Origin of the sequence: Nocardiopsis sediminis, assembly GCF_042650565.1 — a bacterium.
In the GTDB taxonomy this organism is placed as follows: Bacteria; Actinomycetota; Actinomycetes; order Streptosporangiales; family Streptosporangiaceae; genus Nocardiopsis_B; species Nocardiopsis_B sediminis.
Genome location: NZ_JBHSBH010000008.1, coordinates 184,098 through 209,616, shown reverse-complemented (window position 1 = coordinate 209,616; position 25,519 = coordinate 184,098). Strand labels below are relative to the sequence as shown.

Annotated in this window: 21 protein-coding genes; 9 read left to right on the top strand and 12 right to left on the bottom strand. The window is 72.7% G+C overall.

Annotation, left to right across the window (positions count from 1 at the left end; translation table 11 throughout):
• The 5 genes from ACFOVU_RS12680 to ACFOVU_RS12660 all read left to right on the top strand — a co-directional run.
• Nucleotides 1–686, top strand: a 686-nt coding sequence (locus tag ACFOVU_RS12680; protein ID WP_378533149.1) for a substrate-binding domain-containing protein, incomplete at its 5' end; no start/stop codon positions are given.
• 69 nt (nucleotides 687–755) lie between these two features.
• Nucleotides 756–2,378, top strand: a complete 1,623-nt coding sequence (locus ACFOVU_RS12675) for an FAD-dependent oxidoreductase (protein ID WP_378533147.1) — start codon at nucleotides 756–758, stop codon at nucleotides 2,376–2,378.
• 60 nt (nucleotides 2,379–2,438) lie between these two features.
• Complete coding sequence (locus ACFOVU_RS12670) at nucleotides 2,439–4,646, top strand: hydantoinase/oxoprolinase family protein (RefSeq protein ID WP_378533145.1); 2,208 nt, start codon at nucleotides 2,439–2,441, stop codon at nucleotides 4,644–4,646.
• A complete protein-coding gene (locus tag ACFOVU_RS12665; RefSeq protein WP_378533143.1) occupies nucleotides 4,643–5,524 on the top strand; it encodes a hypothetical protein in 882 nt (293 codons plus the stop codon). Before ACFOVU_RS12670 ends, ACFOVU_RS12665 begins: the two co-directional genes overlap by 4 nt.
• Complete coding sequence (locus tag ACFOVU_RS12660; protein WP_378533141.1) at nucleotides 5,521–6,918, top strand: transporter; 1,398 nt, start codon at nucleotides 5,521–5,523, stop codon at nucleotides 6,916–6,918. Before ACFOVU_RS12665 ends, ACFOVU_RS12660 begins: the two co-directional genes overlap by 4 nt.
• Nucleotides 6,919–7,084: 166 nt before the next feature.
• Here the strand turns inward: ACFOVU_RS12660 and ACFOVU_RS12655 are convergent, their stop codons facing one another.
• Nucleotides 7,085–7,876, bottom strand: a complete 792-nt coding sequence (locus ACFOVU_RS12655; RefSeq protein WP_378533139.1) for a hypothetical protein — start codon at nucleotides 7,874–7,876, stop codon at nucleotides 7,085–7,087.
• A gap of 166 nt (nucleotides 7,877–8,042) precedes the next feature.
• Entirely contained in the window at nucleotides 8,043–8,459 is a 417-nt protein-coding gene (locus tag ACFOVU_RS12650) for a MarR family winged helix-turn-helix transcriptional regulator (protein ID WP_378533137.1), read from the bottom strand.
• Between the two features lie 18 nt (nucleotides 8,460–8,477).
• On the opposite strand from ACFOVU_RS12650, the gene ACFOVU_RS12645 reads away from it, so the two are divergent.
• Nucleotides 8,478–9,272 (top strand): alpha/beta hydrolase, encoded by a 795-nt coding sequence (locus tag ACFOVU_RS12645; RefSeq protein WP_378533135.1) that lies wholly within the window; start codon nucleotides 8,478–8,480, stop codon nucleotides 9,270–9,272.
• A gap of 79 nt (nucleotides 9,273–9,351) precedes the next feature.
• On the opposite strand, the gene ACFOVU_RS12640 is transcribed toward ACFOVU_RS12645, so the two are convergent.
• From ACFOVU_RS12640 to ACFOVU_RS12620, 5 genes are all read right to left on the bottom strand, one after another.
• Nucleotides 9,352–10,146 carry an SDR family NAD(P)-dependent oxidoreductase gene (locus ACFOVU_RS12640; protein WP_378533133.1) on the bottom strand — a complete coding sequence of 265 codons (795 nt, stop codon included), beginning with the start codon at nucleotides 10,144–10,146 and terminating at the stop codon, nucleotides 9,352–9,354.
• 120 nt (nucleotides 10,147–10,266) lie between these two features.
• Complete coding sequence (locus ACFOVU_RS12635) at nucleotides 10,267–11,205, bottom strand: cyclase family protein (protein ID WP_378533132.1); 939 nt, start codon at nucleotides 11,203–11,205, stop codon at nucleotides 10,267–10,269.
• 219 nt (nucleotides 11,206–11,424) lie between these two features.
• Nucleotides 11,425–11,751 (bottom strand): DUF1048 domain-containing protein, encoded by a 327-nt coding sequence (locus tag ACFOVU_RS12630; protein ID WP_378533130.1) that lies wholly within the window; start codon nucleotides 11,749–11,751, stop codon nucleotides 11,425–11,427.
• Nucleotide 11,752: 1 nt separating this feature from the next.
• Nucleotides 11,753–12,109, bottom strand: coding sequence for a DUF1048 domain-containing protein (locus ACFOVU_RS12625; protein WP_378533128.1), 357 nt, complete (start codon nucleotides 12,107–12,109; stop codon nucleotides 11,753–11,755).
• On the bottom strand, nucleotides 12,106–12,432 hold the full coding sequence (locus ACFOVU_RS12620; RefSeq protein WP_378533126.1) for a PadR family transcriptional regulator: 327 nt from the start codon (nucleotides 12,430–12,432) through the stop codon (nucleotides 12,106–12,108). Before ACFOVU_RS12620 ends, ACFOVU_RS12625 begins: the two co-directional genes overlap by 4 nt.
• Nucleotides 12,433–12,676: 244 nt before the next feature.
• Between ACFOVU_RS12620 and ACFOVU_RS12615 the strand changes: the two genes are divergently transcribed.
• Together ACFOVU_RS12615 and ACFOVU_RS12610 are read left to right on the top strand one after the other, a co-directional pair.
• A complete protein-coding gene (locus ACFOVU_RS12615; RefSeq protein ID WP_378533124.1) occupies nucleotides 12,677–13,378 on the top strand; it encodes a type IV toxin-antitoxin system AbiEi family antitoxin domain-containing protein in 702 nt (233 codons plus the stop codon).
• Complete coding sequence (locus tag ACFOVU_RS12610) at nucleotides 13,375–13,941, top strand: hypothetical protein (RefSeq protein ID WP_378533122.1); 567 nt, start codon at nucleotides 13,375–13,377, stop codon at nucleotides 13,939–13,941. Before ACFOVU_RS12615 ends, ACFOVU_RS12610 begins: the two co-directional genes overlap by 4 nt.
• A gap of 76 nt (nucleotides 13,942–14,017) precedes the next feature.
• Here ACFOVU_RS12610 and ACFOVU_RS12605 read toward each other — a convergent pair whose 3' ends face one another.
• The 5 genes from ACFOVU_RS12605 to ACFOVU_RS12585 all read right to left on the bottom strand — a co-directional run bounded on the left by ACFOVU_RS12605 (nucleotide 14,018) and on the right by ACFOVU_RS12585 (nucleotide 24,239).
• The gene (locus ACFOVU_RS12605; protein ID WP_378533120.1) at nucleotides 14,018–15,262 is read right to left on the bottom strand and encodes a DUF418 domain-containing protein; all 1,245 of its coding nucleotides are present in this window, start codon (nucleotides 15,260–15,262) and stop codon (nucleotides 14,018–14,020) included.
• Between the two features lie 163 nt (nucleotides 15,263–15,425).
• Entirely contained in the window at nucleotides 15,426–16,898 is a 1,473-nt protein-coding gene (locus ACFOVU_RS12600) for an NAD-dependent epimerase/dehydratase family protein (RefSeq protein WP_378533118.1), read from the bottom strand.
• A 3-nt stretch (nucleotides 16,899–16,901) separates the two neighbouring features.
• On the bottom strand, nucleotides 16,902–17,768 hold the full coding sequence (locus tag ACFOVU_RS12595) for an alpha/beta hydrolase (protein ID WP_378533116.1): 867 nt from the start codon (nucleotides 17,766–17,768) through the stop codon (nucleotides 16,902–16,904).
• Complete coding sequence (locus ACFOVU_RS12590; protein ID WP_378533114.1) at nucleotides 17,765–22,852, bottom strand: family 78 glycoside hydrolase catalytic domain; 5,088 nt, start codon at nucleotides 22,850–22,852, stop codon at nucleotides 17,765–17,767. The genes ACFOVU_RS12595 and ACFOVU_RS12590 overlap by 4 nt, the downstream gene beginning before the upstream one ends.
• Before the next feature lie 43 nt (nucleotides 22,853–22,895).
• Nucleotides 22,896–24,239, bottom strand: coding sequence for an MFS transporter (locus ACFOVU_RS12585; protein WP_378533112.1), 1,344 nt, complete (start codon nucleotides 24,237–24,239; stop codon nucleotides 22,896–22,898).
• A 219-nt stretch (nucleotides 24,240–24,458) separates the two neighbouring features.
• Here ACFOVU_RS12585 and ACFOVU_RS12580 point away from each other — a divergent pair, with 219 nt between their 5' ends.
• Nucleotides 24,459–25,451: a LacI family DNA-binding transcriptional regulator gene (locus ACFOVU_RS12580; RefSeq protein WP_378533110.1), complete on the top strand. Its 993-nt coding sequence runs from the start codon at nucleotides 24,459–24,461 to the stop codon at nucleotides 25,449–25,451.
• The last annotated feature ends 68 nt before the right edge of the window (nucleotides 25,452–25,519 follow it).

Sequence of the window (25,519 nt, the reverse complement as noted above, 5' to 3'; positions counted from 1 at the left end):
GCCGTGTCCGCGCGGCCGACGGCTGCCTGTTCTTCGGCCGGCATGTGCCCGATGACGCGATCCGCCGGCTGAGCGAGGACGGGTTCCCCTTCGTCTACATAGGCCGCCGCGAGGAGCCCGGCATCAGCTACATCGGCGCCGACTACGTCGCGGCGTCGGCCGAGGTGGCCGTGCGCATCGCCGCGCAGGGGCACCACCGCATCCGCTACCTGCGCGAGAACGACGACGCTCCGGCCTCCACCGATCGCGAGCGCGGTGTCGTCGACGGCGCCCGCGGCGCGGGGCTGGACACCGCCGGGCTGGTCGAGCGCACGGACGGGGCCGACGTGGACGCGCGGCTGGCGCGCTGGCTCGGCGAAGGGGTCACCGCGGTCATCACCGAGGAGACCGACACCGGCGCGGCGCTGTCCGGGCTCACCGCCGCCATCGCCCGCGCCGGCCTGAGCTGCCCCGGCGACCTGTCGCTGGCCCTGCTGGGCCGCCCCGCAACCCCCGCCGGAGCGGTCCCCGCGCTCGCCGGTGAGATCAGCGGGTTCAGCGTGCCCATGCGCGAGATGGGCCGGGCCGCCGTGCGCCTGCTGCTCGACCTCATCGAGGGCACCGCCCCAGCCCCGCCGCGGCATGCCCTGCTGGCCTGCGCGCCGGTGCCCGGCGCGACCATCGGCCCGCCGCCCCCGGCACGCTGACCGGCGCACCCTGAACCACCCCCACGCCCCCCACCGCACTGCAACGCAACCCCCACGGAAAGGCGCGCAATGACGGAGAGCAGTACCGAGATCCTGGTCGTCGGAGGCGGGCTGGGCGGTGTCGCCGCCGCTCTGGCCGCCGCCCGGTCCGGGCGCCGGGTCGTCCTCTCGGAGGAGACCGACTGGATCGGCGGCCAGCTCACCTCGCAAGCCGTCCCGCCCGACGAGAACCCCTGGATCGAGCGGTTCGGCAGCACCGCCTCCTACCGGGAGGTGCGCGAGGGCATCCGCTCCTACTACCGCCGCGCCTACCCCCTGCGCGCCGAGGCCGCCGCCTCGCCCACCCTCAACCCGGGTGCCGGGCGGGTCAGCAAGCTCTGCCACGAACCCCGGGTGGCCCTGGCGGTGCTGGAGGAGCTGCTGGCCCCGCACCGCGCCGCCGGCCGCATCACCCTGCTCACGGAGCACCGGCCCGTCGCCGCGCACACCGACGGCGACGACGTGCGCGCCGTCGAGCTCGAAGACGCCGAGGGCGGGCGGCACACGGTGTGGGCGGACTACGTGCTCGACGCCACCGAGAACGGGGACGTGCTGCCGCTGGCGGGGGCCGAGTTCGTGACCGGGGCGGAGTCGCGCGCCGAATACGGCGAGCCGCACGCCCCCACGACGGCCGACCCCGCCAACCTCCAGGGCATCACCTACTGCTTCGCCGTCTCCCACCACGACGGCGAGGACCACACCATCGAGCGCCCGGCCCTCTACGACTTCTGGCGCTCCTACCGGCCCGACTTCTGGCCCGGCCCGCTGGTGGGCTTCTCGGCCCCCGACCCCCGCACCCTCGAACCCGTCGCCCGCACCTTCCACCCCAACCCCGACGTCGACCCCCTGGACGTGGCCGCCGACCAGAGCGCCGACGCCGGCGACAAGGAGCTGTGGGGGTTCCGCCGCATCCTCGCGCGCGGGCTGCACCTGCCCGGGTCCTTCGACTCCGACATCACGCTGGCCAACTGGCCGCTGAACGACTACTGGCTCAAGCCCGCCCTGGAGATCGAGGGCCACGCCGACGCCGACACCGTGCGCCAGGCCCACGAGGAGGCGCGCCAGCTGTCGCTGTCGGTGCTCTACTGGCTCCAGACCGAGGCGCCCCGCCCCGACGGCGGCACCGGGTTCCCGGGCCTGCGGCCCCGCGCCGATGTGACCGGGGCCGAGCACGGCCTGGCCAAGGCCGCCTACGTGCGCGAGTCGCGGCGCATCAAGGCCGTCACGACCGTCACCGAGCACGACGTGGCCATGGACATCGTCGGCCCCCACGGCATCACGCGCCGCCACGACGCGGTGGGTATCGGCAGCTACCGCATCGACCTGCACCCCTCCACCGGCGGCGACACCTACATCGACATCCCCAGCGTGCCCTTCGAGATCCCGCTGGGCGCGCTGCTTCCGGTGCGCATGCGCAACCTGCTGCCCGCCGGCAAGAACGCCGGCACCACCCACATCACCAACGGGTGCTTCCGGCTGCACCCCGTCGAGTGGAACATCGGCGAGACCGCCGGGCGCCTGGCCGCGTTCTGCCTGGACAACGGCACCCGCCCGCACGCGGTCCGCGAGAAGGACGAGCTGCTGGAGCGCTTCTGCGCGCTGCTGGACCGCACCGGCGTCGAGCGGCGCTGGCCCGACGTGCGCGGCTACTGACCGCCCCCGGGGCGGCCGCCCCCTCCACCCCTCCGCCCCCGCCCTACGAAAGGCGCGGACATGACGACCGAACCCCACCCCCCTTCCCGACCCGCCGAGCCGGCCGAACCCTCGGGTGCGACCGTGCGCATCGGCATCGACGTCGGCGGCACCTTCACCGACGCCGTCGCCGTCAGCGCGGACACCTTCGAGCTGCTCGGCCAGGCCAAGGTGCCCACCAGCCACGACCACGCCGACGGCGTCGCCCACGGCATCATGGCCGCGCTGGATCGCCTGCTCACCGACATCGGCGTCGGCGCCGACGACGTCGCCTTCCTCGCCCACGGCACCACCCAGGCCACCAACGCGCTGCTGGAGGGCGACGTCGCCACGGTCGGGATCGTCGGCATCGGCACCGGCTACGACGCCTTCGCCACCGGGCGGCTGCGGTCGCTGGGCCGGCTCCGGCTCGACTCCGGCCGCCCCCTGCCCATCCGCTACACCGGCCTCAAGCACCCCGAGCGGCCGGGCGAGGCGCGCGCCGCGGTCGACAAGCTGTGCGCGGAAGGCGCCGAGGTGCTGGTGGCGGTCGAGCCGTTCAGCGTCGACTCCCCCGAGGGGGAGGACGCGGTGGCCGCCGCGGCGGAGGAGGCGGGCGTGCCCGTCACGGCCACCCACGAGATCACCCGGCTCTACGGGCTCGCCAAGCGCGCCCGCACCGCCGTCCTCAACGCCGGGGTGATGCCGCGCATGCTGGAGACCGCCGACCTGGTCGAGCGCAGCATCACCAAGACCGGCGTCGGCGCGCCGCTCATGGTGATGCGCTGCGACGGCGGGGTCATGTCGCTGGCCGAGATGCGCTCCCGCCCGCTGCTGACCGTGCTCTCAGGCCCGGCCGCCGGGGTGGCCGGCGCGCTCATGAGCGAGAAGGTCAGTGAGGGCGTGTTCCTGGAGACCGGCGGCACCTCCACCGACATCAGCGTGATCCGCCGCGGCCGGGTGCAGATCCGCCACGCGCGCCTCGGCGGCAAGGAGACCTACCTGTCGGCGCTGGACGTGCGCACCGTCGGCATCGGCGGCGGGTCGCTGGTGCGGCTCGGTGCGGTGCGCGGCGGCAGCACCGGGGTGACCGACGTGGGGCCGCGCAGCGCGCACATCGCGGGGCTGCCCTACGCCTGCTTCGCCGCGGCCGACGATCTGCGCGACGCCGAGCTCGTCCGCATCAGCCCGCGGGAGGGCGATCCGGCCGACTACGCCGTCATCGAGGCGGTGGGCGGGCGGTTCGCCCTCACCCTCACCTGCGCGGCCAACGCCGCGGGCCTGGTCGGCGAGGACGACTACGCGCGCGCCGACCCCGCCACCGCCCGCGCGGCGCTGGAGCCGCTGGCGCGCCTCCTGGGCACCGACGTCGACGGCGCCGCCCGGGCCGTGCTCCAGAAGGCGACCGACCGGATCGAGTCCACGGTGGCCGGGCTCATCGACGACCACGGGCTCGACCGGGACGTGTCCACGCTGGTGGGCGGGGGCGGCGGCGCGGCCACCGTCACCCCCTACCTGGGCACGCGCATGGGGCTGGCGGCGCGCATCGCCGCGCACAGCGAGGTGATCAGCCCGCTGGGGGTCGCGCTGGCGCTGGTGCGGGAGTCGGTGGAGCGCATCATCCCCGGCGCCGGCCACGCCGATGTGCTGGCGGTGCGCACCGAGGCCGAGCAGGCGGTGCTGCGCCAGGGGGCCGACCCCGCGGCGGTCGAGGTGGACGTCACCGTCGACCCGCAGCGCAACCTCGTCTCCGCGGTCGCCAGCGGCGCCACCGAGCTGCGCACCAAGGACCGCGCACGTGCCGTCGGGCCTGAGGATGCCCGCCTGACGGCGGCCGCGAGCCTGGGAGCGCCGCCCGGGGAGGTCCGGGAACTGGCCGCCACCGCCCAATACCGCGTACTCGGCCATACCCGCAAGCCCACCGGCCTGATGCGCCGGTTCACCCGCGAACGCACCCAGGTCCGCGTGGTCGACACCGAAGGTGTGGTGCGGCTGCACAGCGCCGACGCCCACGTCGACACCATGACCGCGGGCGAGGCCGAGGCCCGCCTCAAGGAGCTGGTGGAGGAGCGCACCTCCTACGGCGACGGCGGCTCCCGCGCCCCGGCCGTGTGGCTGCTGCTGGGCCCCAAGCTCGTAGACCTCTCCGGGGTGCTTGACGCCGGCCACCTGCTCGCCCTGGCGGCGACCGAGACCGGCGGGCGCCTGCCCGGCGAGGACCTGGTCGCGATCATGGAGGAACGCCGATGACCGCGCCGGCTCCCGGGACCGGGGGGACAGGGGGGATCGCCGTGGACCCCGCCGCGGCGCGCGGTTTCGCACCGGGGGATGGCACGCAACATGGCCGCGGCCCTGCCACCCCCGCGCCTGAGGGAGGTGGCGGTGATGTCGCCGCCCAGCGAGGCATCGCCCCGGCGGAACGCTACGCGGAGCTCGCCGCGCTGGACGACGTCGAACTCGGCGCCCGGCTACTCGCGGACACGCCCACCCACGAGGGCAGAGACCCCGAGCGGCTGCGCGCGTGGGCGCGCATTGCGATCGCGGTCGGCACGGAGATGGCCGACGATGCCACCGTGGTCGGCGCGGAAACGACCCACGGTCCCATGGCGCTCGGCAGGGAAGTGACCCCGGCCCGAGGGGCCGGCCCGGGCGGCAACGGGGCCGATCCGCAGGTCGTCAAATCCACCGGTGGGCTCGGCCGCGGTGAGGTGCTGCTGGCGGAGTACCGGCACCGGGCGCGCGGCGGCACGGTCGTCCTCTACACCGACGCCCTCGACTATGCGAGCGGCGTCGCCGAGGCCGCGGGCTGGGCGGCGGACTTCCCGCCCGAAGCCGTCCGCGCCGCCGCCCTGGACCACGAGCGCGCGCACCGGCTGCTGCACGGCTCCCGCGGCCGCGAGCTGCGGCGCCGGCTCGACCACACGGCGGCCGCGATCGGGCGGCTGCGCATCCGCGGGCACGTGGTCGGCGCCGACGAGATCGCCGCGCACGCCTACGCCCGCCGGCGCGGCCGGATGCGGCGCAGCCCGCTGCTGCTCACCGCCGCCATCGCCGAGACCCTTGCCCACGCCGGTCCGCCCGCCTCGGCGGCGCCGGCGCCCGTCCCGTTCCCCGGAGGCTCAGCATGACCGCGTTCGCCATCCTCGCGGTGATGGCGGTGGGCGTGGGGCTGATGCTCACGCGCCGCCTGCCGACCGCATTCGCCCTCGTCCTGCTGTCCGTCGCCATCGCGCTCCTCGCGGGCGCGCCGTTGACGGGCGAGGAGGGCAGCGTCACCGTCACCGTCCTCCAGGAGGGCGCCCCGATGCTGGCGTCCACCATGGTCGCCATCCTGCTCGGCTGCTGGCTGGGCACCCTGATGTCGGAGGCGGGCATCGCCTCCACGCTCGTCCGCAAGATCGTGGAGTTCGGCGGGGAGCGGCCGTCGGTGGTGGCGGTCGGCGTGTTCGCCGTCGCGATCCTGTGCGGCAGCATCACCGGCTCGGCACCGGCGGCCATGCTCGCCGGCGTGGTGGGCATCCCCGCGATGATCGCGGTCGGGGTGCCACCGGTGGTGGCGGCGGGGACGGTGCTCGTCGGCATCGCGGCGGGGCTGCCGCTGGAGCTGATCAACTGGCAGTTCCTCTCCGACGCCATCGGTGTCCCCGTCTCGACGGTGCAGCACTTCCAGCTGCGGATGTTCCCGATCGCGGTGGCCGGCGGCCTGGCCTACATCCTGATCGAGATGCGCCGCCGCGGCGCCCGCCACACCTGGGCGGTGCGCGTCCCGGCGGGGGGCGCGGGCAGCGGCTCCGGCTCAGGGGCGGACGGCGGCTCCGGCTCGGGATCCGACGGTGACGCCCGCGGATCGGGGGCCGACGGGGGCCGCACGGGCGCCCTCGCCCGCGCGGCGCGGCGCCGGGAGCGCCGCGGCGACGCCCCCTGGTACGCGCTGCTCACGCCCATCGTGCCGATCGGGCTCGCCCTGGGCCTGGAGATCCCGATCGTGCCGGCGCTCCTGGTCGGCCTGGTGTACGCGCTGGTCACCGCGGTGCGCTGGCGCGATATGGCGACGACGGCGCTGCGCACCCTCTACCGCTCCTTCGACGTGGCGGCGCCGCCGATCGTGCTGTTCATCGCGATCGGCATGCTGCTGGCGGCGGTCGGCCTGCCCGGCGCGGTCGACGCCCTCAGCCCGATCGTCACCGCGATCAGCCCGAGCCACCCGCTGCTGTTCGTCGCGGTCTTCGCGGTCCTGGTGCCGCTGTGCCTGTACCGCGGACCGATGAACATCTTCGGTCTGGGCGCCGGGGTGGCGGGGGTCCTGATCTCCGGCGGCATCTACCCGCCGCCCGCGGTCCTGGGCATGATGGCGTCCTACGGCCAGGTTCTGGGCGTCTCCGACCCCACCAGCACCCAGACCGTCTGGAGCGCCCAGTACGCGGGGGTCCGCCCCGAGAGGTCCATGCTCTCGACGCTCCCCTACACCTGGGTGGTCGCCATCGCCGGCCTGTCCCTCACGGTGTGGCTGTACCTGCTCTAGCCCACCCGCCCCCCGATCCGCGCGCCACGGCCCGACCGCTCCCCGGCAGGGCCGTGGCGTCGCGCTTCCACTGCTCGCCACCGTCCGGGTCGGCTCGGTGGCGTGGCACGCCGGCCAGGTGCCTTCGCGGCGGGCCGGCCGGCGTGTGCCGGGGTGATCGGGCGTCCTAACCCTCGTGGTCGAACAGGAACGTCGGCAGACCCAGGAGAAGGAAGCCGAAGCCGAAGACGATGAACGCCCAGCCGACCCAGAGCGCTCTGCGGGCCCGCCGGCGAATCTCGTCCGCGCCGGTGTCGGATCCGATGGAGATGGACAACAGCAGGTCGTCGTCGGGAGCGCGGCGGGCGCGGATCACCGGTTCGTGCGTGGCGGGGTCGTGGGTCAGCCGACCCACAACGGTGGTCTCGGCGCCCTCGGGCACCCGCCACTCGGTGAGGTCGACCCGGCGGATGACCAGCTCCGACAGTTCCTTGCGCATGGCCGGGAACCGCGCCTTCACCCGGTCGGTCAGGGGGGTCTTGCGGTCGATGAACGCCTGGGGGTACCGCTCCTTGTGGGATCGGGTGACCGTGTGCACGTGGTCCATCGCCGGATCGGGCTCGACACGGATCCGGCGGTCGCCCTCGACCAGATCGAAAGGGCGCCGGGACGTCTCGGTCTGCGGCACGTAGAACCCGCGGGCGAAACGCGGAGTGCGGGGGTGGACCTGCACGCGCCACCACGCCGAGTCCTCCTCGCTGAGCGGGGCCTTGTCGGGCCCGTCGACGTCGGCCGACACGGCCCGGCCGAGTACCGCACACCTCCGGGACGAAGGGTCGGTCTCGGTCTCGGTATCGCTATCGGCGAGGTCGAGGGTCGCGCCCACTCCGCGCACGGCCAGTCCCTCCGCCTCGCTCGCAAGGGACGTCACCCGCCCCGCGTGGACCACGAACACGACCCCGAGGAGTCCGATGATCACCAGCATGATCATGACCGGTACCGCTTCCCGCTCCCCGGGCACCCCTCATGCCCGACTCCGGCGCTTGGACGCGGCGCACGTCGCGCCGGTTCCCGATAAGCCACCCGCCCGGGACCAAGCTGAGCCGAGCCGAGCTGAGCGTCGCCGACCGCTCGTCGTCACAGCCTTAGTCCGGGGACTTGAGCATCTCCAGCAGGATGCGCTGTAGCTCGGTGCGGTCCCGCGGGGTGATTTTCGCCAGCCTGCGGTCGAACTCCCCCGCGAGCGCCGAGAGCGCGCGGTCCCGCGCCGTCTCGCCCTCGGCGGTCAGTGTGAGCCGGTGCCGCCGCAGGTCCTCGTCGTCGATCTCGCGCCGCATGAACCCCTTCGCGACGAGGTTGCGGACATAGACCGTCACGCTCGCCTTGGGGATCATCAGCGCCGCCGCGAGTTCGGCGGGGTAGGGCGACGCGGCCGCCTCGGCCAGCACGAAGAACTCCTTCGTCTCCAGCCCGAGTTCGGCCAGTTCGGCGCTGCACGCGTCCATCACGACGCTCAGCAGGCGGTGGTTCAGCGTCCACAGCTGCGCCCCGTCAACCGCCACGCGAGCCCCTCCATCCGGGTGGTACAGGAGCAGATCGGCGCGAACTACGCATCTCGGCTCTCCGCCCGCGGCATCGCGGCACTCGTGTTCGACCCCGCCCATCAAGGCCAGAGCGGCGGAGAACCCCGCGACCTCGAAGACCCCTACCGCCGCGGCGAGGACATCTCCTACGCGATCGACGCGCTCAGCACCATCCGCGGCATCGACCCCGGACGCATCGGCGTGCTCGGCATCTGTGCCGGCGGAGGATATGCCGTGCACACCGCCCGCACCGACCACCGCATCAAGGCGGTCGGCACGGTCGTCCCCGGCAACATCGGCACGTCGTTCCGCAGTTTCCAGCCCGACGGCGCACCGGCGGCACTCGACACCTTGGCCGACGCCCGCACCGAAGAGACCCGCTCCGGCGAGCCGGCCCGCGTGAACTGGCTGCCCGACACCCTGGAAGACGCCGCGGCACTCGGGCTGACCGACATCGACACGACCCAGGCGATCACCTACTACCGCACCGAGCGCGGCAGGAACGACCACTCCACCAACCGCCGCCTCACGCGCGGCGACGCGCTCCTGCTGGGCTACGACGCCTACCACCTGGCCGACCAGCTCATGACCCAGCCGCTCCAGGTCATCCTCGCCGGGCGCATCGGCACCACCGGCTCCTACGAGTCCGGCATGCAGCTGTGGAAGCTGGCACCCAACCCGGTCGACCTCATGGTGATCGACGGCGCCGGCCACTACGAAATGTACGACGTCCCCGAGTACGTCGACGCCGCCGTCGACCGGCTCGCCGACTTCTACTCCAACAACCTGTAAATCGACCGATCCGGTGAACGTATGCGGTCCTGGCTGGTGAAGGCGGCGTCCTCTCACGGCCATTCGGGTCGGCCTGCTGTCATGGCACCATCGCGATGCCCCCGTCGACGCGCAGGTCGATCCCGTTGATGTAGCCGGCCAGCGGGCTGGCCAGGAACGCCACCGCCGCCGCGATGTCCTTCCCGGTGCCCAGCCGCCCCGAGGGGTTCGGGGCGTACTCCGCCACCACACGCGGCTCCAGCCGCGACCATTCCTGCGGCCAGCCGCGCTCGGGCGCCCCCTCTTCGAACATCCGCCGCATCCCCTCGGTGACGATCACCCCGGGACTCACGGTGTTCGCGGTGATCCCGGACCCGGACAGGTGCCGGGCCAGGGAGGTGGTCATGTTGACCACCGCCGCCTTCGCCGCCGAGTACTCGACCATGTTGGGCAGCGGGGTCGTCGCCGCCCGGCTGCCCACGTTGACGACCCGGCCCCAGCCGCGCTCGCGCATGGGCGGTACCAGGGCCCGGACCATCCGCACCGCGGAGACGACGTTTCCGTTCACCGCAGCCAGCCATGCCTCCGGCTCCGCGCTCGCCCAATCGTGCTCGACGAACGGGCCGGCGTTGTTGACCAGCACGTCGACCCCCCACGAACAAGCCCGCTCGGTGACCTTCCCCGCGGCCTCGTCGTCGGTGAGATCACCCAGGACGACGTCGGACGTCCCCCCGGCGGCGCGCAGTTCCCGCGCGACCTCGTCGGCACGCACCGGGTCGCGGCCGTGCACCAGTACCGCGCATCCTTCACCGGCCAGCCGCCGCGCCACCTCCGCACCGATGCCTCCGCTGCTCGCCGTCACCAGTGCGCGCCGTCCCCCGAGATCAAGATCCATGCGGGCAGGGTAGCCCGCACCTGTGACGGCCGGGCGGACTCATTGCTGGGGGCCTGCCGTCCGATTCGATCAGCGGCGGCGCCGGGGCCGTGTGGGGCGTGGGCCCCAGGCGTCCCTCGGTCAGAATGTGGCGATCGGGTTGACCGGGCTGCCGGACGTGCCGGCGAAGCGGACCGGCGCGACTGCGAGGTGGAAGTCCCATTGGCCGAGTTCGGCGGCCGCCGTCGCGCACGCCTCCAGGTCGCAGTTGTCGAGCAGCCACAGGCCCATCGCCACGAGGCTCACGGCGTGAACCGGCATCAACACGTCTTCATAGCCCGACGGCTGAACGTCCTGGGGGGTGTCGGCGCCGATCAGCGCGACCTCCCGTTCATGCAGCCACGGCAGGCAGGACGCGTGCCAGCCGGCCTGCGTGAAACCGCCTGCCTCACCGGCCTCGTGCCGGACGCGGCCATAGCCCGTCCGCAGCAGTACCGCGTCTCCGGGCCGCACCCGCACACCCTGGCGGCGCTCGGCCTCCTCGAGATCCTCGGGGAACACACCCTGCCCCGGTTCCAGCCACGGCACATCGCGGGCTTTCGCGACGTCCAGCAGGACACCACGCGTGACGATCCCGTTCGCCGCCGCCGTGACCGCCGCCCACGCCGATCCCGTTGCGGCGCCGACCATCGAGTGCGACCGCCCGTTGTACATCATGCCGTCCCAGAAGATGTGGCACGGCGAGTCGACGTGGGTGAGGGTGTTGCCGTGGAACGTGATACCGAGCCGCTCGGTCGAAAAGCCCCAGCGCCGGTCGTTGCGGAATCCGGGCGCCGGCATGTGCTCGGCACCCGGCATGTCGGCGGCGCACGGGCACGTCGTCGTCGACCGCTCCATGTCGTCCGGAACGGCGACCTCCCATGCGCACGACACGCTCCTGCCGTGGCGCACGGCCCGCGCCGCCGCCAGCCGGACGTCGTCGGTGATGTGGTTGAGCGTGCCGCGCTCGTCGTCGTCGCCCCACCGCCCCCAGTTCGACAGCGTGCTGAAGTACCCGAGCACGTCGTCCTGTGTGGGCATCGGTCGCCTTGCCGTCATCCCGGCATCGACTCCTCCGGTCACGCGGTTCGAGCCACCAAGGCCCGTCGCCGCTGAACTGGTATGACACTAGATGAGCGGGCCGGCGGCCGGCCAGTCGGGCGGAGCGTACGGCACACCTGTGGCGGTGGGGCGCCGACGTCGCGCCGGCGCCCCGCAGGGCGGCAGGGCTCGCGTCCACCGGCTCGGCAACGACGGGTGCTACTTCCCGGCCGTGCCGGGCTTCCGGCTGATGGACTCCTGATAGACGTCCGCGTAGGTGCGCGAGTCCTTGACCAGGTTGTCGCAGAAGGCGGCGACATCGTCGCCGATGAGTTCCAGGACCCCCTTGCCGGCCGCGGCGCCTTCCTCGAAGAAGTCGACGATTCCTGAGAGCAGGTGCCCGTCGGCCAGGTCGACCGGTCCGACCTTGAAGAGGTACCTCTGGATCTCCTTGTAGACGATCCGGTAGTCCGGCGGAAGCGCCTTGACCCGCGCCACGTGCGCCCGCCACTGCTTCTTGCCCTCGATGATGTCCTGGACGCCCATGTCAGCCTCCCAGCCGGGCCAGTTTCCGTGCGACGTTGCGGTTCAGCTGCTCGCGCCAGCGGTCGCGATGGCTCCGGGCCCCTTCGCCGCCGGCCAGGGCCGCGCAGAAGCAGGCGATGTCGTCGCTCAGGACGTCGTCAATGCTCTGCCCGTCCGCCGCTGTTTCTTCGAGCAGCCCCAGGGCGCCGTCGAGGATCGGCATCAGGTTGCGACCGGTGAAGTCCGAGTAGGGATAGAGATGGCCCTTGATCTGTTCCCACGCCGCCCGGTGGTCGGCGGGCAGTGCCCCGGCCCGGGCTTCGAACGCCTTCCATTCCCTGGTGAGGTCGCTGCCCGTCATGGTCTCCCAGAGGTTCATCCCCCGCCCTCCTTGAGCTTGTCGATTCGCGATGAGATGTACTCCCATTTCGCCCAGAACGTTGCGAGTTCCGCGCGTCCCGCGTCGTTGAGCGCATAGAACTTGCGCGGCGGCCCCATGCCGGACGGCCGTTTGGTCACCTGAACGAGGCCGTTCCTCTCCAGGCGCAACAGGATGGTGTAGACCGTCCCTTCGACGACGTCGGCGAAGCCGAGGTCGTTCAGCCGTCGCGTGATGGCGTACCCGTAGGTCTCCTCGCCGCCGATGATCTCGAGCACGCAGCCCTCGAGCGTGCCCTTGAGCATTTCCGTCAGATCGTCCATCGCGGATCCTCGTCAGCCTCCCGCCGGTACTTCGTAGCACTGAGTACCGCTATAAAGTAGCACAAGGTAGTGCTCCCGGCAGCCCCACGCCTGAGGTTCGAGGACCTGGGCGACCATCACCCCGCCGCCGCCACCCGCGACCGACGACGCGTGTTGCTGCGTTGTATAGCGCATACGGACACTTTGCAGCATCTGATGTAAAGGAGAGCTGCGTTTCATCGCGTCATCGCTATACAATGCAGTTATGCTCCGGTCAACGGCTCTCACCTCCCTCGCCGATCTGGCGGAGGAGCAGTGGGGGCTGTTCACCCGTCGCCAGGCCGAGGCCGCGGGGATGGCCTGGAGCACCCTCTCGCGCCTGGCCGCCGATGAGGCCACCGTCGAACGCGTCGCCCACGGGGTCTACCGCCTGCGCGGCGCTCCCCCCGCCGACCACCTCGATCTGCGTGCCGCCTGGCTCCAGCTCGCGCCCGGCACCCCCGTCTGGGAACGCACACCCGACACCGGCGTGGTCTCCCACCGTTCCGCGGCCGCCCTCCACGGGCTGGGCCACCTGCCCGCTGATGTCCACGAGTTCACCCTGCCCGCACGCCGCCAGACCCGCCGCCCCGACGTCCGCCTGCACCGCGGCCACCTGGCCGAAGCGGACCGGACCGCCCTGCACGGCCTGCCGGTCACCCGCCCCGCCCGCACCGCCGCCGACCTCCTCGCCGATCGCGAAGACCCTGGCGCCGTCGCCCACGTCGTCGCCGACGCGCTCCGGGCGGGCCACGACCATCCGGCCACCGTCACCCGCGCCCTGTCCCCCCACGCCACCCGCTTCGGCCTGCGCCGTGGCGATGGCCATGCCCTGCTGCGCTGGCTGCTCGACCTCACCGGCGCTCCCGAACAGCAGCGATGGCTCGATGAGGCAACCGATCCGAGAGGCAACACGCTCCCGCCGTGACTTCCCCCTACGCAACCCCAGCGGCGTTCCGCCGCGCGCTCACCGACCGCCTGCGCTCGGCGGCCCAGCCCCACGGCCCCTGGCCGCTGGCCGAACTCCAGCGCCAGTTCGCCTATGACCGGCTGCTGGCACGCCTGTACCGCCTCGACAGCGGGTGGATCGTCAAAGGCGCCACCGCACTCCTGGCCCGGGAACTCGCGGTGCGCCGCACCATCGACATCGATATCTACCGCTCCGCCGGGCGCGACCAGGCCGAACGCGACCTCCGGGACGCGGCCGCACACGACCTCGGCGACTGGTTCCGCTTCGAGGCCGACCGCGCGGCGCCGGTCTCCGAGGCCGGGCGCCGGAACCTGCCCCTCCCGCCCCGGTTCGCCGTGCCCGACCGTGAACTGTGGGAACGCGGCTTCGCCGCCGAAGCCCGCCGCGCACTCGCCCTGCCGGCGACGACCCTGCGCGAGGCCCACGCGGTCGTCGGCCCGTTCATCGACCCGCTCCTCGACGGGACGGCCACGGGGATGTGGAACCCCCTGACCGGCGCGTGGGAATCACCCGGCGGGTGAGGGCGGGCCGGCGGTGCGGCGGCGGGCGCCGCGCACTGGCGGGTGAACCCCTCATCGACCTCGGCTGAGACCTGACCTACCGGCGGGTCATCCTCCGGTAGGTGAGGTTGCGCAGCAGGGTCTCGGCCGGTCCGCGTCTGCCGGCCCGGTCGAGCAGCAGTGCCCCGGCCACGGTCGCCATCCAGGCGGCCACTGCCACCAGCACCGCCGACCAGCTGGACAGGTACGCGCCCAGCCCCAGCCCCCACGCCGCCAGGACCGGCCCCCACACCAGCGACTGGGCCACATAGCCGCTGAGGGACCGGCGGCCCAGCGCCGCCAGCGCCCGGACCGGCAGCGCCCGCTGCGCCCCCCGGGTGGCGATCCCGTGGGCGATGAGCCCGAAGAGCGCGGCGTATCCCACCCCGGTGAAGATCCCCGTGTAGAGGTGCACGGCGGAGATGGCCGCGTTGTAGGGGAGGTCGAGGACGCCGATGTGCTGGAGGGCCTGGACGGCTCCGGCGATCCACCCGATGGGGATGCCCACGAGGGCGATCCTGCGCAGCAGGGGGAGGTGGCGGGAGGGGTCGTCGAGGAGCCGGTGGCGGGCCGCGAGCATGCCGATCAGAAACGCCGTCGGCAGGGCCAGGCCCGCCACCCCGGAGAACAGGCCGAGGACCCAGGTGGGCAGGCGGATCGCGGCCGAGGCCAGGTAGCCCGTCTCGGCGATGCTCATCCGCTGGAAGTCGGCCGCTGAGGCCGCGGCCTCTGCGCCCGCCGCGAGCGCGGGGCCGATGGTGATCAGGGCTCCCGCGCCCAGCAGGATGAACACCCAGATTTTGAGGGTGCGGTCGCTGCGGTTCAGGAACAGCGGGACCATGATGAGGCCGATCAGGCCGTAGGTCCCGATGATGTCGCCGTGCCACAAGAGCAGGGCATGCACCGCGCCGAAGAGGATCATCCACAGGTGGCGCGTGCGCAGGAGCCGGCCGGCCTCCTCCGGGCTCGTGCCGCGCGCTATCTGCCGGGTGTGCATCTGCACGACCCCGTAGGCGAACAGGAACCCGAACATCGTGTACGTCCGGGCGTCCACGAAGATCAGGGTCGCGGCCTGGGCGATCCTGTCGGCGAGGTTGCCGTCGGCGGGGTGCAGCGGGGCCAGGCCGGCAGGGGCGTCGTAGATGAACCACGGCACATGAGCCAGCGCGATCAGCAGCAGCATCATGCCGCGCGCGAGATCGGGGGCGAGGACGCGCTCGGTGACCGGCGTGGACAGCACCGGCGCGCCGGCGGCACCGGAGGGCCCGTGCTGCGGACCGTCGGGATGGGGGGCGGTCGTCATGTCATCGATTCCATCGGCCGCCGCGCCCGGACGGTAGTCGACCGTGTCACGACCTCGCCATGACATTCGTCAACGTGGACGCATGACGTGGTGTCACCGGCGCCGCCACGGAACAGGCACGGGTGCGGCGGTGCCAGAGGATCTCTATGAGCCCAAGGACGGATCAGTCCGCTGGCGACAGCGTTGCGTGGGCCATCGTCCCCTCCGTCGACTCCAGTTGCGCGAGGAAGGGGTTGCGCTGCGCCTGTTCCGCGTAGCCGGCACTGTCGCGCACGCATTCGGGGCACCAGTGGCCTGCGCTGAGGATGAGGCGGGGGCTGGCGGCGAAGACGTGTTCTTCCGCGCACCGCCACGCCAATGGCGTTGCCGTGTCCCCGGTTCGCGCGTCGTCGGAGAGCAGTACGCCCCCGCGGAAGGCGGCGGCCTCCCGATAGACGGCGCTCCCCCACTGCTTCGGCGGCAGCGACTCGTCGTAACCGTGGTCGAGCAGTGTCGGGGTGCGGCTGGGCTCCGGCGGGGTGAAGGTCGACCAGCCGCCGATCCGCTCCCAGTCCTCGCGGGACCCGAAGTGGGCGGTGATCGCCGCGCTGTCGCCGGTGCGGATCGCGTGCATCGTCCCCCGCTGCTTGCGAGCGAGCGGTTTCATTACGAGGTGTTTGACGATCCAGGGCGGGACCCGGCCGGCGGAGCGCACGGAGGGCGGGGCGGCGGCGATGGCCCGGTCCAGGGCGTCGTCGAAGGTGTCCTGCCGGAAGGGGACGAGTTCGTGGAGGCGGTCGCTGTCGGTGTACCACTGGCCGTGGAAGTTGCGGGTGGCGAACCAGTTGCGGTCGTACCAGCGGCGGATGTCCGCAACCCCCATGGCCGCGCCGATCGCGAGCTGGAGCTGCCAGTTGGTCAGGCGCCAGGCCTCGCCGCCGCCGATGTTGTAGATGCCGCCCCAGAACTCCTCGGGTACGTCGCTGTCGCTCACCCTGACGAGGAGGCGTGCGGAGTCCTCGACGGAGGCCCATTCCATCACGCCGGCGAACGGGGAGTGGGTCATGATCGGGTCGCGGATTTCCAGCATCCCGGGGTGGAAGATGCCGGTCTGGCGCAGCCAGGCCCATCGGGGCAGCCCCGAGTCGACCAGGAGCCGTTCGGCGACCACCTTGGTCTGGCCGTAGGCGTCGAACCGCGACACGCGGACGGGATCGCCCACGCGTCCCCAGTGGTGGGGCGGGTTGCGGTCGCCGGTCTCGGCCACCGAGCCGACGCCGACGACCGCGATCGCACCAGGGTCAGGGGCCGCTTTGACGGCGCGGACGATGTTGCGCATGCCGCCGATGTTGACGCGGTACGCCAGTTCCGGATGCTGGTCGGCCAGAGGGGAGACGACGGCACCGACGTGCAGGACGACGTCCACGCCGTCAAGGGCCCGTTCGACATCGGCATACCGGGTGAGATCGCCCCACACGGTCTCCAGGTTCTCCATCCCGGAGAACTCCGCCAGTGCAGCCCGGTCGGCGTCGGTGGGCAGGGCGAAGGCGACCACCTGCGTCCGCGGGTGGTCCCGGAAGGCGCGCAGGGTGGCTCTGCCCCAGTTGCCGGTGGCCCCGGTGAGCAGGATGCGGCGGCGTCCGTCGGGAGCGGCCATGGGTCACCGTCCTTTCTGATGGCGGGTGAGGCGGTCGGCGATAAGGGCCGTCGCCGAGGTGAAGTGGGGGGTGTGCGGGCGATCGAGGAATCCGTGGGCCGATCCGGGGACGACATGGTGCTCGACGGGGACCCCGGCCGCGGCCAGTTCCGCGGCGAATGCCTCGCCTGAGGCTCGTAGGGTGTCGTGGTCGGCGTCGACCATGAGGGTGCGCGGCAGCCCTCGCGGCGCGTGCCCGCCGGGGAACGCGAAGGGGTCGTCCATGGCCTGCCTGGATCCGGCGTAGTTGTGGTTCATGCGCCGGACGGTCTCCGGGCGGAACTGCGTGAACCGGTGCCTCCCGCGCACACGGCGGCGGATGTGCGGGGGTACCGGCGGCAGGTGGGCGTGGAAGGTCCCGTAGGCCAGCACCAGCCCGCGGGGCCCGTGTTCGCCGCCTGCGGCCAGCCGTGCGGCGGCGGCCGCGCTGAGACAGGCGCCGGCACTGGCCCCGCCGAGCCAGGCGTGCGGATGCTCGCGCAGGACGGTCATGACATCGTCGAGGGGAACCGGGAAGCGCACCCCGGGCAGAGGCCCCGCGGGCGCGTCGCGGAACCGGCTCCACGCGGGAACACGCCGGTAGTCAACGGCCACGACCTCGATGCCGCGGCGGGCGAGCGCGGCAGATACCGCATGGGATTCGAGCTGGTCGAGGCCCCCGTGCGAGAACGCGCCGCCATGGACCCACACGAGGCGCTCCCCGGCCCGTCCGTCGGCCGCCCGGTAGCGGCGGACGGGCACGTCCGCGTGCTCTCCGGCCACTGTGCCGTCGCGAACGTCGAGTCCGTCGGTCAGGGCGGCGATGAACGCCGCACGGTGGCCGCGTCTCACCGGTCGGCTCCGGCGGGGCGGGCGGCCTCGATGCTCATGTCGATGAGCCGCTGGAGCGTCGCGTCAGGGATGTCGACGCCCGGGAAGCGGGCGAACTGGTCCATGGGCATGGACTCGACCATCTTGAGCATGTCGGCGTTGTTCTCGGCCGCCGCGAGCTGTTCATCGGTGGCTCCGGCCAGCATCGCCTCCATGAGGGCAGGGCCCACGACGGGGTGCCCGAACCAGTCCTTGACGGTCGAATCCGGGGCCAGTGGCGCGGGCGCCTCTTCGTCGCCGCCGAGATCGACCGCGCGGGTGTCGACGATGTCTTCGGACGAACGGCCCAGCTCGACGGTGTAGGTCCCCGGCTCCACCCACCAGCGGTCGCCGGTGGTGTCCCAGTGGGCGAAGGCCCGCCGCCCCAAGGGGATCTCGACCGTGGCCGTCGCCCCCGGCTCCAGGTGCACCTTGGCGAAGCCGGCCAGTTCGCGGACGGGACGCCGGACCCGGGAGGGCGCGGGGGCGATGTAGATCTGGACGACCTCGGCCCCGGCCCGTTCGCCTGTGTTGCGCACGGTGGCGGTCACGGTCGCGGTGTCGGCACCGGTGGCCCGCGCTTCGAGTGACTCGTAGGCGAAGGAGGTGTAGGCGAGCCCGTGGCCGAAGGGGTAGCGGACGGCCCGGCCGACCGTGGTGTAGTGGCGGTAGCCGACGAAGACGCCCTCGCCGTAGCGGACGACCTCGTTCTCCCCCGGGAAGGTGAGATAGGAGGGCGTGTCCGCCAGCCGCAGCGGGACCGACTCCGCGAGGCGCCCGGAGGGGCTGACCGCTCCGGTGAGCACATCGGCCAGCGCCCCGCCCACGGCCTGGCCCAGCGCCCAGCCTTCGACGATGGCGTCGGCCTCGTCGTGCCAGGGCTCCAGCGACACCACGCCGCCGTTCATGAGCACGACCACGGTCCGCCGGGCCACCGCCGCCACCGCCCGGATGAGCGCGACGTGGGGAGCCGGAAGGTCGATGTCGGTCCTGTCGAAGCCCTCCGACTGGTCGGCCTCGTGCACCCCCGCGAAGACGACCGCGACATCGGCGGCGCGGGCGGCCTCGACCGCCTCGGCCACGAGCCGGTCCGCGTCGGTCCCGGGGGCGCTGGAGTAGCCTGCGGCGTAGCTCACGCGGTCGTTCCCGAGCTCCGCGCGCAGCAGGGTGAGCGGGATGTCCAGGCGGGTCGGGTTGACGTGGGAGCTACCGCCGCCCTGGAACTGCGGCGCCACGGCGAACTCGCCGATGACGGCGACCTGCTCGCCCTGCCGCAGCGGCAGCGCGGCGCCCTCGTTGCGCAGCAGGACGACCGCCTCCGCGGCCGCCCGGCGGGCCAGGGCGTGGTGGGCGTCGGCGTCGAAGGCGGCGGGGGCCGGGTCTCGGGGGGCGGTGCGCTCTGCGAGGTGCGCGAGCCGGGCAAGGCTCTGCTCGACGAGGGATCGGTCGAGCCGTCCGTCGCCCACAGCGGCGGTGATCTCGCGGGCGCCGTCGTCCCCCGTTCCGGGCATCTCCAGGTCCAGACCGGCGTGCAGGGCCGCGACCCGGTCCTTGATCGCGCCCCAGTCGGAGACGACGAGGCCGTCGAACCCCCATTCGCCGCGCAGGAGTTCGGTGAGCAGCCACCGGTTCTCCGAAGAGAACGCGCCGTTGATCGCGTTGTAGGCGCTCATGACCGTGGTGGGCCGCGCCTCGGTGACGACCCGTTCGAACGCCGGGAGGTAGATCTCGCGCAGGGCGCGCGCGTCGACCCGGGCGTCGATCCGCATCCGGTCGGTTTCCTGGCTGTTGACCGCGAAGTGCTTGACCGATGTCCCCACTCCGGTCGACTGCACCCCGTGGACGTATTCGGTCGCGAGCGCACCGGTGAGGTGGGGGTCTTCGGAGAGGTATTCGAAGGTGCGCCCGCCGAGGGGGGAACGCTTGATGTTGATCGCCGGGCCCAGGAGTACGTCGACGTCCAGCGCGCGGGCCTCGCGGCCCAGGGCCTCCCCGATCTCGCGGATGAGCGCCGGGTTCCAGGTCGATCCCATGGCCGCGCCGGTGGGGAAGCACGTCGAGGGGCGGCTCTGGTGGAATCCGAGGTTGTCGACCGTACCATCTTGGCGCCGCACGCCGTGGGGGCCGTCGGCCAGGACGATGGAGCGGATGCCTTCGCCCTCCCGGGTGGACCAGAAGTCGCGGCCGCTCAGGAGCGCGGCCCGATGCGCCAGTCCGTCGTCGCCCCCCTGCGTGGTTTCGGGGGCGGTGATGGCGTCGAGCGGGATCTCCTCGCCGGCCGAGACCGCCGCGAAGCCGCGTTCGAGGTCGCCGAGGACCCCGTCGGTGCGGGGGAGCATACCGGCGATCTGGCGGGGGGTGACGGCCTCCTGGCCGCGCATGCCGGCCGACAGGTGCCCGGCGGCTTCGGGAATGTACTTGGTGATGACGCCGGTCAGGACTCGCATCGCCTCGGTGTCGTCGACGATCTCGCCCAGGGTGGAGTCGACGGTGAAGACACGGGGTTCCGCGCTGTCGATCTCGAAGGGTTCCTCGAAGGTGTAGGTGCCGTGCTCCACGGTCCGCTCCTGCCCGGAGGGCAGCACCACCTCGGCGGTGGCGCCGACGGGCACGGTCACCGTCACGCGCAGGAGCCCTGCCGTCAGGGTCCACTCGGTGGCGGCCGGGCCGTAGGGCGTGGTCAGGGAGGCCGATGCCTCGGTCAGGCCGCGGCGCGGGGGAAGGGGCGCGACGCGGATGCGCCGGTAGCCGGGCTCGGCGGGGGCGAGCCCGGCGACGACGCGGTGCATCCAGTCGGCGACGGAGCCGAAGGCGTAGTGGTTGAACGAGGTCATCCCGCTGGGGTTGACCGTGCCGTCGGGCAGCAGCGAGTCCCAGCGCTCCCAGATCGTGGTGGCCCCGTGTTCCACGGCATAGAGCCAGGAGGGGCTCTCGGTCTGGAGGAGGAGGCGGTAGGCGGTATCGGCGTGGCCGTTGCCGGAGAGGGCGTCGCAGATGATCGGGGTGCCGATGAACCCGGTGGACATCTTGTAGCCGTTGCCCTTGACGATCTCGGCGAGCCGGTCGGCGGCGCGGCGGCGCTCGGTGTCGTCTTCGACGAGGTCGAACCGCAGGGCGAGGGCGTAGGCGGTCGCGGAGTCCGACAGCAGGCGCCCGGAGCGGGAGACGTACTCGCGGTGGAAGGCGGCGCGGACCTCGTCGGCCAGCGCCGCGTACCGTGCGGCGTCCGCTGCACGGCCGAGGACGGTGGCGGCCTCGGCGACGATCGCGGCGGAGCGGGCCAGGTAGGCGGTGGCCACGATCTCGGGGTAGGTCTGTGCCGCCTCGGGCCGGCCGGCGGGGGCGGTGGGGTCGAGCCAGTCCCCGTACTGGAAGCCGGCGGACCAGATCCTGGTCTCTCCCGCCGCAGCGGCGGCCTCGTCCACCCAGGCGGCCATGCTGTCGAACTGGCGCTCCAGGATGCGGGCGTCCCCGTAGGCCTGGTAGAGGGTCCACGGGACGACCGCGGCGGCGTCGGCCCACCCGGCCATGGGCCCGTTGTAGCCGACCGTCACGGCGGGCACGAGCATGGGGGTGCCGTTGTAGCGGCGCTGTTCGGCCGCCAGGTCCCGCAGCCACGAGACGAGCATGCCCGAGGCGTCGTAGAGGTAGGCGGCGGTGGGCGCGAACACTTGGAGGTCGCCGGTCCAGCCGAGCCGTTCGTCGCGCTGCGGGCAGTCGGTGGGCACGTCCACGAAGTTGCCGCGCATGCCCCACACCACGTTGGCATGCAGGCGCTCCACGCGCGGGTCCGAGGTGGAGAACCGGCCGGTGCGCTCCATATCGGTGTGCAGCACCTCGGCGACGACGCGGGAGGGATCGAGATTCCCCGGCCACCCGGAGACCTCGGCGTAGCGGAAGCCGTGGAAGGTGAACCGGGGCGCCCATTCCTCCTCGCCGCCCCCGCGCAGGGTGTAGGTGTCGGTGGCCTTTGCCGCGCGCAGGGGCCCGACGGCGAGTTCGCCGTGTTCGAGTACTTCGGCGTGGCGCAGGACGACCGTGTCGCCGGCCGCTCCGCGGACGGTGATGCGCAGGCGCCCGACGAGGTTCTGGCCGAAGTCGAGGATGGTCCGGCCCGACGGGGAGGTGAGGACCTCCGCGACCGGCAGTGTTTCGACACAGCGCACCGGGGGGCCGTCGGGCGCGGCCAGGACGGCGGGGTCGAAGGGGCGCTCGGCGACCGGTGCCCAGCCGGTGTCGTCGAAGCCGGGCATGGACCACGCCGCGTCGTGGAGGCGGGCGTCGAACTCCTCGCCGTCGTAGAGGTCGGAGGCGCGGATCGGGCCTGATCCGGCGCTCCATCCCGGGCCGGAGCAGATCGTCTGGCGCTCTCCGTCGGTGTAGTGGACCTCGATCTGGACCAGCACCCCCAGCTCGGTGCCGTACAGCGCGCTGCGGCCGTCCCATCCGAGGTGGCCGCGCCACCAGCCGTCACCGAGCCAGGCGCCCACGGCGTTGGCGCCGGGGCGCAGAGCGTCGGTGACGTCGTAGGTCATGTAGCGCAGGCGCGACTCGTAGGCGGTCCACCCGGGTGCGAGTTCATCGCGGCCGATCCGGGCGCCGTTGAGCTCCAGTTCGAAGACCCCGTGGCCGGAGGCGTAGGCCCGGGCACGCTCGATGGGGGCGTCGCGCAGCTCGAAGGAGCCGCGCAGCAGGGGCGCGCCCTCGATCTCTGCCGTGGCGTCGGGGCCGACCATGCGCGCGGTCCAGTCGCCAGGGGCCAGCAGGCCGGCCTCAACGGCCGCCCAGGGACTCCACGGCGACGCGGTCCCGTCCTCGCCGGTGACCCGGACCCGTACCTCGCGCCGCGCGCCCGACGCCAGTGGTGTGAAGGGCCAGGCGACGAGCACGCTCTCGCCGCCGTCCACCGCGACGGTACCGCCGTCGCGTTCCTGGAGTTCGTAGCGTGCTTGGCGCCACCCGGGCGAGGCGTCGGTGATGATCCAGCTCAGTCGCGGGGCGGGTTCTCCGATGCCGAGCGCCTCACGGTGGTGCTCGAAGCGGACCGGGGACACGGTGATGCTCATGTTCAGGGACTTCCTCGGTGGTCGGTTCTCATGGGGCGGCGGCTCAGCGCACCGAGCGGATGCGCAGGGCGACGAGGCCGCCCAGGAAGGTGCACAATCCGGCGACGGTGTACAGCAGCAGGTAGTTCTTGTCCTCGCCCGGACCGGTTCCGATGGCGAGGATCAGCGGGGCGATCAAGGGCGCGAAGGCCTGGGGGATGGAGGTGGCGAACCCGATGATGGCCATGAAGCGCCCGGCGTCGGTCTCGCGTTCGGGGAGCACGTCCAGCAGCAGGGCCTGGTCGACCGCTGCGAAGCCGCCGATGCCCACGGAGCTCAGGAGGGACCCGGCGATGAGCAAGGGCAGGTCCGCGGCAAAGGCCATGGTGACCGCTCCCGCGGCGAACAGGGCGCCCGAGGCGGACACGAAGACCCTGCGCCGGCGCAGCCGGTCGGAGAGGAAGCCGCCCCCGAGGGCACCGACAGTGGTGGCGACGACGCCGGCCAGCGCGAGCACTGCGATGATCCCGGAGACCTCCTGGACACCGATCCCCAGGCGCGAGGCGAAGAAGAACGCCGTGAACGTGGTGTTGAGTGTCAGCCCGAAGTAGAAGAGGAACCTTCCCAGCCAGGCGAGCGAGTAGTCGGGGTAGCGGCGCGGGTCGAAGAGGTACTTGCCCAGCAGGGTGCGCGGCGTGAGTGGCTCGGCGAAGGTCCGGGCGCGGCTGTCGTCCTCGTGGACCAAGAGCACGAAGAGCAGCACCAGGACGACCCCGACGACACCCGGGACCAGGAAGAGCAGCAGGTTGTTCCGCGAAAGCCCGCCGGCTACGGCCACGCCCAGAACGGGGGCGACCTGGGTGGCGAACCCGATGAGCCCGGCGACCTTGCCGCGCTGGGACTCCGGGAGCCGGTCGGCGGTGGAGAACTGGAGGTTGCCCAGGACCTGCCCCCAGCCGAGCTGGGCGAGGATCCACCCGAGGCCCAGCAGGGGGACGGTGGGGGCCTGGGCCATGACGATGAGGGACACGACTCCGAGCAGCAGGCCGGCGACCATGAAGGGGCGGCGTCTCCCGAAGCGGGTGCGGGTGCGGTCGCTGAGGACGCCCAGCAGGGGGCCGAAGACCATGACCACGGAGGCGCCGGCCCCGGTGATGTAGCCGAGGTACTCCTCGTTGCCGGGTGCGAGCTGCTCGACCCGGATGGCCAGGCTGATCGCGATCGGGGTGATGAAGGCGACGAACACACCGAACTGGGCGAGCACCATCAGCCATATGTAGCGGGGACCGACCGGGGGCGGATCCTCGACGGCCGCCCCCTCGGGAATGGCGGGGACCGTCGGCGGGGATGGCGAGGCACCGCCGGTTGGAGGCTGCGAGGAGCGGGTGTCGCTGGGGTCCAAGGTCATGGCGGCTGCTCCGGTACGTGCATCAGCGCGCCGCCCTACGAGCTAACGCGCGCTAGTTTTGTGTCGTGATCGTAAACACACGTAACTAGCGCGCGCAAGTCGAGATGCGCGCCACGCGGTGGCGCCACTACCGGATCGGAGGCCCGTGGTACTGGTAGCCTTCGTTTGCTAGAGCGCGCAAGCCGCGATTCTGTCCGCTACAAAGGAGATCCCGAACCGATGGCAGGGCGTGGTGCACGGCAGAGGGTGACGGCCGCGGACATCGCCAGGGAGGTGGGGGTTTCCAGGGCGACCGTCGGCTTCGTGCTGAACGACACTCCGGGCCAGACCATCTCGGCCGGCACCCGCGACCGCGTCCTGGCGGCCGCGCGCCGGATGGGCTACCGCCCGCACCGGGCCGCCCAGGCACTCGCCAGCGGGCACAGCCGCATCATCCTCTTCGTCACCCCCGACTGGCCGGTCGACTACAGCATGCGCCGCTACCTGGAGGAGGCGTCCCTCCTCCTGGACGAGGCCGGATACAGCATGGTGACCTACACCCCCCATCCCAGTGGCCGGTCACGCCCCCTGTGGGAGTCGCTGCACCCCGACGTCGTCGTCGGCTTCACGTCCTTCTCCCCCGAGGATCTCGACTCGCTGCACGCCAGCGGCGTCACCCGGATCATCCCCTCGGCGGAGGAGCCGGGCTCGGGGTTCCAGAACGCCCCTGCACTCACTTCGGGGCCCGCGCTCCAGGTCCGGCACCTGCACGAGCAAGGGCACCGGCGGATGCTCTTCGCGGCCTCCGGCGACCCCCGCCTGACGCCCCTCGTCCACCAGCGCGCGGACGCTGCACACGGCGCCTGTGCGGAGCTGGGCCTGGAATGGCGCGGCCTCCACGTCATCGACGGGGAGAACGCCGGCGCCTTGGTCCCGGGATGGCACGCAGAGGGGATCACGGGGGTACTCGCCTACAACGACGACACCGCGGCCACCGTCGTCGGCGCCGCCCTGCGGTCGGGAATCCGCGTGCCCAAGGAACTCGCCGTGATCGGGCACGATGACAGCCCGCTGGCCTCGGTGTTCCTCCCCTCCCTCACCAGCGTCCGGGTCGACACCGGTGCACTGGGAAGGGCCCTGGCCCAGCGCGCGCTGGATGAGGCACTGGGGCGTCCGTACACGCAGGGCCACATTCCCGTGGACGTCGCCCTGATCCGGCGGGAGTCCACCTAGAGACCCGTTCCCCGGATCGCCGTGGGGAGCGGCCGCCCCCCACCGCTCCACCACTCCAGCGGCGCACG